The organism is Microcoleus sp. AT9b-C3 (assembly GCF_036705485.1).
In the GTDB taxonomy this organism is placed as follows: Bacteria; Cyanobacteriota; Cyanobacteriia; order Cyanobacteriales; family Microcoleaceae; genus Microcoleus.
This window is the reverse complement of sequence record NZ_JAUBUR010000083.1, coordinates 1-6832: the sequence shown is the minus strand read 5'-3', so window position 1 is coordinate 6832 and position 6832 is coordinate 1. Positions and strand designations below refer to the sequence as shown.

Here is a 6832-nt window from a genome sequence, read left to right as displayed (position 1 = left end):
GTGAAAGCTGCACGTCCGCGTTCTGAAGGAGAGGTGTCCTGTGGTAACACAGGCATCGACTCTAATTAACTGAGAGGTGCTGGGGATAATACCCCACATCGACTCAACCAGAGTACGGAGCTCAAAAGCGATCGATTCCCAAAGACTTGGTAAACTTTCGGTGGGAACTCAAAGGATTGCTGGAGTCGTCGGGCGATGGCTACGCCCCGTTCCTACGCTCTTATAAGTTTACCGACTTGGGTAAAATCCCAGTGGGTGCGCTTCCCCTGGCGTTGTTCAATCGCGTTCAGGAACCTTTGCTGTTGTCAGAGTTAGTGAAGTTGGAAGGCTCTGTAGAAATTGCTTTATCGGCGGGCTTATCTTGCTTGGATGAACGGCGGGCTGATTTGCTAATTTATCGATCGCAGCTTCGCCGGATTCTAATCAATTCGCTCTACTTTCTTGAGGTGAAAGCGGACGGAAACACGTTCTATAAAATTGGCATTACTACTCGATCGATCGAGGAACGCATCGCCGAGGTGCAGCGGGATGTGAGGGCGCATTACTCGGATGTGACCGTCAATTTGCTGGGATTGTGGGAACATCGGGGGAATGTGGAACTGTACTTCAAACACCGGTACAAAGCGTTTAATTATCGCATTGGGAAATTGACCGAGTATTTTGTGTTTCCCGATGTCAAGCTAGTGCTGAATGATTTGTATGAGATGGAAGCAAAAGTGTTGAGTGATGTTGAGTTGGATGCGATTGTGTGAGCGAGCGTAAAAAGTAGCAGTTCCTTTGTCATCACCGATCGCAAGAAATGCCCGCACTCAGTTGCTGACACCCCCAAACTTTAGATCCCGCATTCCGCACCCTTAACTGTCGCATACTCGCTTCTGTAGCGGAGTTGAGGTTTAGGTTGGCTATATATAGTGCCTTGAGTATTTTAATTTACCTTAAATTCCCACCTAGTAATGGTTGTGAGACGCTATATATAGTGGCTGCGGAATGTGGGTTACAATACTGAATTCAGTTGGAGGCGGTCTTAGAAATTAGTAAGATATATGACTTTTATGAAATTAAGGTCATGACTTTTATGAATTGACTTATCATCTCACCTGTGGAATGCTGTTAATTAATTTCAAATCAAGCATTGTCTCTCCAAAATATAAAAATATGTTGGTGTGGAGTGATTATCTAAATGCGTAAAGTTAGCCTGATAGGAAATAAAAAACGTAAATATCTATTCTACTAAAGAAGTGGCGCGATGTATTTCCTAAAACAACGATTGACACGCTGGTTGCACAATAATTTTGCCATCAGTAGAGAAGGGGTATCTAGCTGGATTATTCAACCCAAATCTAGCCTGGGATGCTTGCTTGTTTTGCTGCTATTTGTGGCTATTTTATGGTACGCAATTTTTATACTTTTCAAAATTTATCCAATTGTGTTTTCAACCCTAATTGCTCGGTTGGGCATTGCCCCTGGGTTGGGTTTACCTCTCGTCATTGCAGCTTTTTTCGGGTGCTATATCAATTTACCACTCTTCATATTGACACCGCACCGCCAGTCAAAACAGCGAGTTAGCATTGAAATCTTTCCGGTTTGGTTGTTAAAGTGCTTGTGCTTACCTTCATACAAAACCCAATGCGAGTTTTATGGTTATATTGGTTTAAATGTATCAGGAGGGCTCATTCCCATTATTTTGGCGCTTTACCAATTTTATCGCGTTCAACAAGAAGCAATTTTGATAGTAACAGCGGTCGTTGCGTCGTTTAGTTACTTCCTAGTGACCGTCATTCCAGGAATAGCAATTGTTACTAGAGCGTCGAGGTTTTGGCTAATCACGATTGTTGCGGTTTTGTCAGCAATGGCATTGGTTGTTGACGGAGTGAACCGCTCAGATGTGTCAGTTGCTTTTGCGGGAGGAGTATTGGGAACGACGATCGGAGCTGATTTACTACATCTTAAAGATGTTCGCCCCGAAATTGCTGCAACTCCCCTTAGTATCGGAGGTGCAGGATTGGATGATGGGATCGCGCAATGCGGTTTGTGCGCTTTAATAATAGCTGAATGGCTTCCTGCGACAATGGCTTGGCTATCTGCTTGTTTTCGGTAGATTCTTCTAACATAATCGATCGTAATATATTAATTCTTTAAGACCTAACCTTGTTTGGCTCAACTTCCAACGCTTTAAGATTTTGTACTCATAGCTGTTTTTAGCCTACCGCTTTCGGCAAACTGCGTCATCACCCGCACCGTGCTTTTGGTACGGTTAACAACCCCAGCGATACTTCCCTCGACGCTCGCGCCGTTCAGAGTTCGCTCGGCTGGCTCATCATGGCGTTACTACAGTATTGTCGGTTTCTAGGAATAGCTTTGTACGGTTTTCTTCAATGCGAACTATCCCTGATTCTTTCACACTTATTCTGGCAAATACGACCAACAGAGTGGGGTTCTCCTGACTGTTCCTCCCCTTTAGAAAGTGGCATCATAATAACTGTAAGCAACGAGCTTCAACCCAAACTTTCCTTATAGAGCTTTACCATTTTTGAGGTGACAGATTATGTTGATGCGCTATTGGCAACCCTTCACAGAAATTGAAACGCTCCGCCAGCAACTCGATAAAGTTTTTGACCAACGGGCAGCAACGAGAGATAACTCAGAAGCCGCTTGGATGCCCGCTGTGGAATTTGCTGATGCTGGGGACAACTTCGTATTAAAAGCGCAACTGCCTGGAATGAACCCCAAAGACGTTGACGTTCAAGTCACCCGCGAAGCAATTTCTATCTCTGGCGAACGCCGCTACGAAAACACAGACGAAAAATCTGGCTACATCCGCTCAGAATTCCGCTACGGCAAATTCCACCGAGTGCTTTCCTTGCCCGCACACATTCAAAATGACTCCGTGCAAGCTGAATGCAAAGATGGCATTCTAACGCTAACTCTGCCCAAAGTAACTGAAGCCCGCAATAAAGTCGTCAAGATTAACTTAGGCGAAATTGCTGGAACTTCAACGAATCCCGCTTTGGAACAGGCTAACCAATAACGATGGGCTGTGCTTAATCGAGTGAGGCAAATTTTCCTTTCATTAAGCCTGATTGGATTTACTTAACAACAACGGAACTGGAAAAGCTGATACCGGGAGCGACCATTGCTCCCGGTATTCTTTATTTGGGAAAGCTTTAGAAAAGCTACCTACAACTGTCCTGAACCCGCAGTGAATTTAGTAACGCTTACAAGGCCCGCTTCCAGTAAATGCAGGAGAGCTGGACGAGCAGAATACCCAATCGTGAACCCAGGGGCATTGAAATCGCTCAGTCCTCCGTTCCACCACTTCTGTGGCAAGTAAAGACGCTGGGATGTCTGTTGCTATGGTTGAGACTGGAGGCGATCCCGGTCATGAAAGAGCCCGTCACACCTATGAAAAGGTTGGCTTCGAGCTCTGGCCAGTTGCCAGATACTTCAAGAAGCTCGCTTGTGCAGATGTATGGATTTCGCTCGCGCATTGTATCCTTCCACTTAATGCGATCACCCGTTCGTTCTTGTAAATCGTTGTTTAGAATCCGTGTCTAGTACAGTTTTGGCTCAATTAGTGTTTGTTTATTTAGGTAATGATACAACTCAAATACGATTTGAGCATGGAATGTAATGATAGAGGAACATACGCGGACAGACTTGCAACAGCGGCAATGGATTTGTGATGTCGAAGATGTAAACCTGATCCCGATCGGATCTTCATTTGTTAGCTTGTGGAAACAGTATGTAAATGGCGTTGCTGTTACGCTTTCTATTCATTCTGAGAACGGTCAGTTTGCATTGTATCAAGATGTCGGTCATGCGGCATCTGGAACAAAAAGAACTAATTGCGGTACATTTTCAACCGCAGGTGCTGCGGTACATCAACTGATTCAAGAGTGCTATAGCTGGGATAATACGTGGGGTATCTAGAAGTGTAACTGCTAGATTCACAGTTTTAAATCTAATTTCTCTCGCCCATTGTATCCTTCTAGTTAATGCGCTCGCCCGATCTTGTAGGTCGGGTTGAAGGATGAAACCCAATACTCATAAATGCTTCTCCACCTCAACCCCGGTGCGATCGTCCAATCGAGCTATGTTTGGTTTCACCTTAACCTGATTCACAAGCAAGGACGTGGCAAGCTCAACTCAACCTAGGGCAATGGGCAATTGCACTTGAAGATATACGGAAAAATTCAGCATTTCCTCCAGAAAATACTTAATATACGGAACAATTCTACCTATCCACTAAATTTAGAATGATATACAGAACGATTCTGACTATCCATCTAGTCCGGGTGGATAACTAGAATCGTTGCCTAATAATATTTAGACACTCGGAGAGAGCAGATGGATAAGCCCAGCATTCACGGTAGTTGCCTTTGCGGAACTGTGACCTTTGAAGTGAACCCACCGTTTCAGAAAATGGCTCATTGCCACTGCTCGCGGTGTCGCAAAGGCACGGGTACAGGCCACGCCACAAATCTAACCGTTGAGCCGAGCCAGTTTCGATGGCTTTCAGGGGAAGAAGGCATCACACGTTATGACCTTCCTACGGCGATTAGCTTCAGCAAATGGTTTTGCAGTAATTGCGGGTGCCCGCTCCCGCGTCTAACGCGCAACGGCCTAATTGTGGTTATTCCAGCCGGCTCGTTGGATACAGCACCGCCTATCACTCCGACGGATCGCATTTTCTGGGCATCGAGAGCACCGTGGAGTTGTGCTAGCGGAGGGCTTCCAACCCATGCCGAGTATCCAGAGTCATGGTAGAGCAAGAACGTACCTAACAAGATCCTCCAGCCGTCGGCGGAACAAGTGCGTTAGATAGCTCTGTATGCGACATGAACTGCAGGTTGCAATCAAAATAAAAGCCGATCGTTGGAGGTTCTAATTGGAATTTCACGAGAATTGCAGGTAAGACCAATGCTTGGAGAGTGAAGTGTGAGTGGGAGATTGGCAGTTTGAAATCTAATGCAAGCCATCGCATTCTATCCTTGCAATTTAATGCGATAGCTCGCTCTTGTACGTTGGGTTGAAGGATGAAACCGATACTCATAAATGCTTCTCCACCTCAACCCCGGCGCGATCGCCCAATCGAGTCATGTTTGGTTTCACGTTACATTGATTCACCAGCAAGGACTTGACAAACCCAACCCAACCTACAGCGAGGGGCGATCGCACTCGTTCCTGCTCTGCGAAGGCTCCGCCTCAAGCAAGCGGTAAAGCTGCATCGGGCCAGTAGATTGCGACATTAGGCCAATCCTGGATCAGACCGATAGAGAGGATATTATCAGCAAAAGTGACAACTAACAGCCCTGATTTTCAGGATAAACTATCAGAAGCGATGGATAACACCCAAGAACCCGGACTTAACCTGCTTTCGTTTCTGTTTAATTCCTTAAAACTAGGATGTTGTCCAACAGATATGATGGATAATCCACCCCCGGTAAAGGTATTCTCCAGCATATCTGCGGTTGAATACATAATTTTTTGGGCATCAAATGTGCCAAAAGCAACAATTGGAGAAAACAGATGTGGGATGAAAGATACAGTGCCAAAGAGTACGCATATGGCACAGACCCGAACAAGTTTTTGGAAGCAAACGTCAGCAGTATTCCAAAAGGTAAAGTTCTGAGCTTGGCCGAAGGAGAAGGGCGGAATGCCGTTTTCCTTGCGAAGCAGGGTTATTCTGTCACCGCTGTAGATGCCTCTTTAGTTGGTTTGAATAAGGCCAGAAAGTTGGCCGAAGAGAACGGGGTGATTGTTGAGTTTATTCATACTGATTTAGCCGAGTATGATTTAGGCGAAAATAAATGGGACGGAATTGTATCTATATTTTGTCCGTTGCCCTCTTCAATAAGAAAACAACTTCATAAAAAAGTTGAAGCAGGGTTAAAGCGAAACGGTGTGTTTCTGCTTGAGGCTTATATACCCGATCAGTTGAAGCACGGTACTGGCGGCGGAAATTCAGTAGATTCGATGCAATCTAAAGAATCTTTAAGCCTTGAGTTAGCTGGCTTGAAGTTTAGGCATCTAATTGAGCTTGAGCGCGATGTAGTAGAAGGTATTTATCACACTGGCATTGGCGCAGTAGTTCAGGCGATAGGATCAAAAGAAATATAACATTCTGGTGCAGCGGATTGCCTGAAGCCGCTTAGGTGAGATGCTCCAGAGTTCAACAACCGCTGATTAGAACTGTTAACTATCTTTGCACAAAGGTGTTGTACTCTCTGTGTACAGCCATTTGATGTTGTCCGATGAAGGCTAATCATTAGAGGTTTTAATTGGAACTTCTGGCAATTGCAGGTACGACTAATGCTGGGAAAGTAAAGTGTACTGCTAGATTTATAGTTTAAAATCTGATGCAAGCGATGGCATCCTATCCTTCAACCAAATAATGTTTAAGCGCTATCGGGTTGCAACTTGCTCAAATAATGAAGCAAGTACCCACTCAATTAGTGGCTACCTAGTCCAATTTTACCACCATTTTACCAACATTTTTGCCTTCAAAAAGACCGATGAACGCATCCACCGCTCGCTCGATTCCTACCACCACTGTTTCCTTGTTCTTCAGTTTGCCAGCTTGGAAATAGCCGCCCACTTCTTGTTCAAATTCACTCTGGCGATCGAGCCAATCGCTAACGATTAGCCCTTTCATTGTCAAGCGTTTGCCAATCATATTAAATAGATTGGAAGGGCCCGGCTGGGGCTTTTCATCGTTATAACCGGAGATGCTGCCACAAGCGATAATCCGGCCGTGCACCCGTAATGCCGAGAGCGCCGCTTCCAGCGTTTCGCCTCCTACATTATCGAAATAGACATCAATTCCGTCCGG

8 protein-coding genes are annotated in these 6832 nt (G+C 45.2%); 7 read left to right on the top strand and 1 reads right to left on the bottom strand.

Translation table 11 applies throughout. The annotated features are described in order from the left end of the window. The first annotated feature begins 146 nt into the window (after nt 1-146). From QUB77_RS31140 to QUB77_RS31115, 7 genes are all read left to right on the top strand, one after another. Entirely contained in the window at nt 147-752 is a 606-nt protein-coding gene (locus QUB77_RS31140; protein WP_333180762.1) for a GIY-YIG nuclease family protein, read from the top strand. Between the two features lie 494 nt (nt 753-1246). Beyond that, the gene (locus QUB77_RS31135) at nt 1247-2098 is read left to right on the top strand and encodes a DUF1614 domain-containing protein (protein ID WP_333323744.1); all 852 of its coding nucleotides are present in this window, start codon (nt 1247-1249) and stop codon (nt 2096-2098) included. A 447-nt stretch (nt 2099-2545) separates the two neighbouring features. Next, on the top strand, nt 2546-3028 hold the full coding sequence (locus QUB77_RS31130; RefSeq protein WP_333180764.1) for an Hsp20/alpha crystallin family protein: 483 nt from the start codon (nt 2546-2548) through the stop codon (nt 3026-3028). 602 nt (nt 3029-3630) lie between these two features. Beyond that, nucleotides 3631-3930, top strand: a complete 300-nt coding sequence (locus QUB77_RS31125) for a hypothetical protein (RefSeq protein ID WP_333180765.1) — start codon at nt 3631-3633, stop codon at nt 3928-3930. Between the two features lie 417 nt (nt 3931-4347). Then, complete coding sequence (locus QUB77_RS31920) at nt 4348-4767, top strand: GFA family protein (protein ID WP_445251789.1); 420 nt, start codon at nt 4348-4350, stop codon at nt 4765-4767. 288 nt (nt 4768-5055) lie between these two features. Then, nucleotides 5056-5220, top strand: coding sequence for a hypothetical protein (locus tag QUB77_RS31120; RefSeq protein ID WP_333180766.1), 165 nt, complete (start codon nt 5056-5058; stop codon nt 5218-5220). A gap of 309 nt (nt 5221-5529) precedes the next feature. Next, entirely contained in the window at nt 5530-6120 is a 591-nt protein-coding gene (locus QUB77_RS31115; protein WP_333180767.1) for a class I SAM-dependent methyltransferase, read from the top strand. 343 nt (nt 6121-6463) lie between these two features. Here QUB77_RS31115 and QUB77_RS31110 read toward each other — a convergent pair. Continuing rightward, nucleotides 6464-6832: zinc-binding dehydrogenase (locus QUB77_RS31110; protein WP_333323742.1), on the bottom strand; the 369-nt coding region annotated here is incomplete at its 5' end.

Bases quoted from the DNA above. Each gene is read 5' to 3' on its own strand.
- QUB77_RS31135 (WP_333323744.1), top strand. From the start codon at position 1,247: ATGTATTTCCTAAAACAACGATTGACACGCTGGTTGCACAATAATTTT.
- QUB77_RS31130 (WP_333180764.1), top strand. From the start codon at position 2,546: ATGTTGATGCGCTATTGGCAACCCTTCACAGAAATTGAAACGCTCCGC.
- QUB77_RS31125 (WP_333180765.1), top strand. From the start codon at position 3,631: ATGATAGAGGAACATACGCGGACAGACTTGCAACAGCGGCAATGGATT.
- QUB77_RS31920 (WP_445251789.1), top strand. From the start codon at position 4,348: ATGGATAAGCCCAGCATTCACGGTAGTTGCCTTTGCGGAACTGTGACC.
- QUB77_RS31120 (WP_333180766.1), top strand. From the start codon at position 5,056: ATGCTTCTCCACCTCAACCCCGGCGCGATCGCCCAATCGAGTCATGTT.
- QUB77_RS31115 (WP_333180767.1), top strand. From the start codon at position 5,530: ATGTGGGATGAAAGATACAGTGCCAAAGAGTACGCATATGGCACAGAC.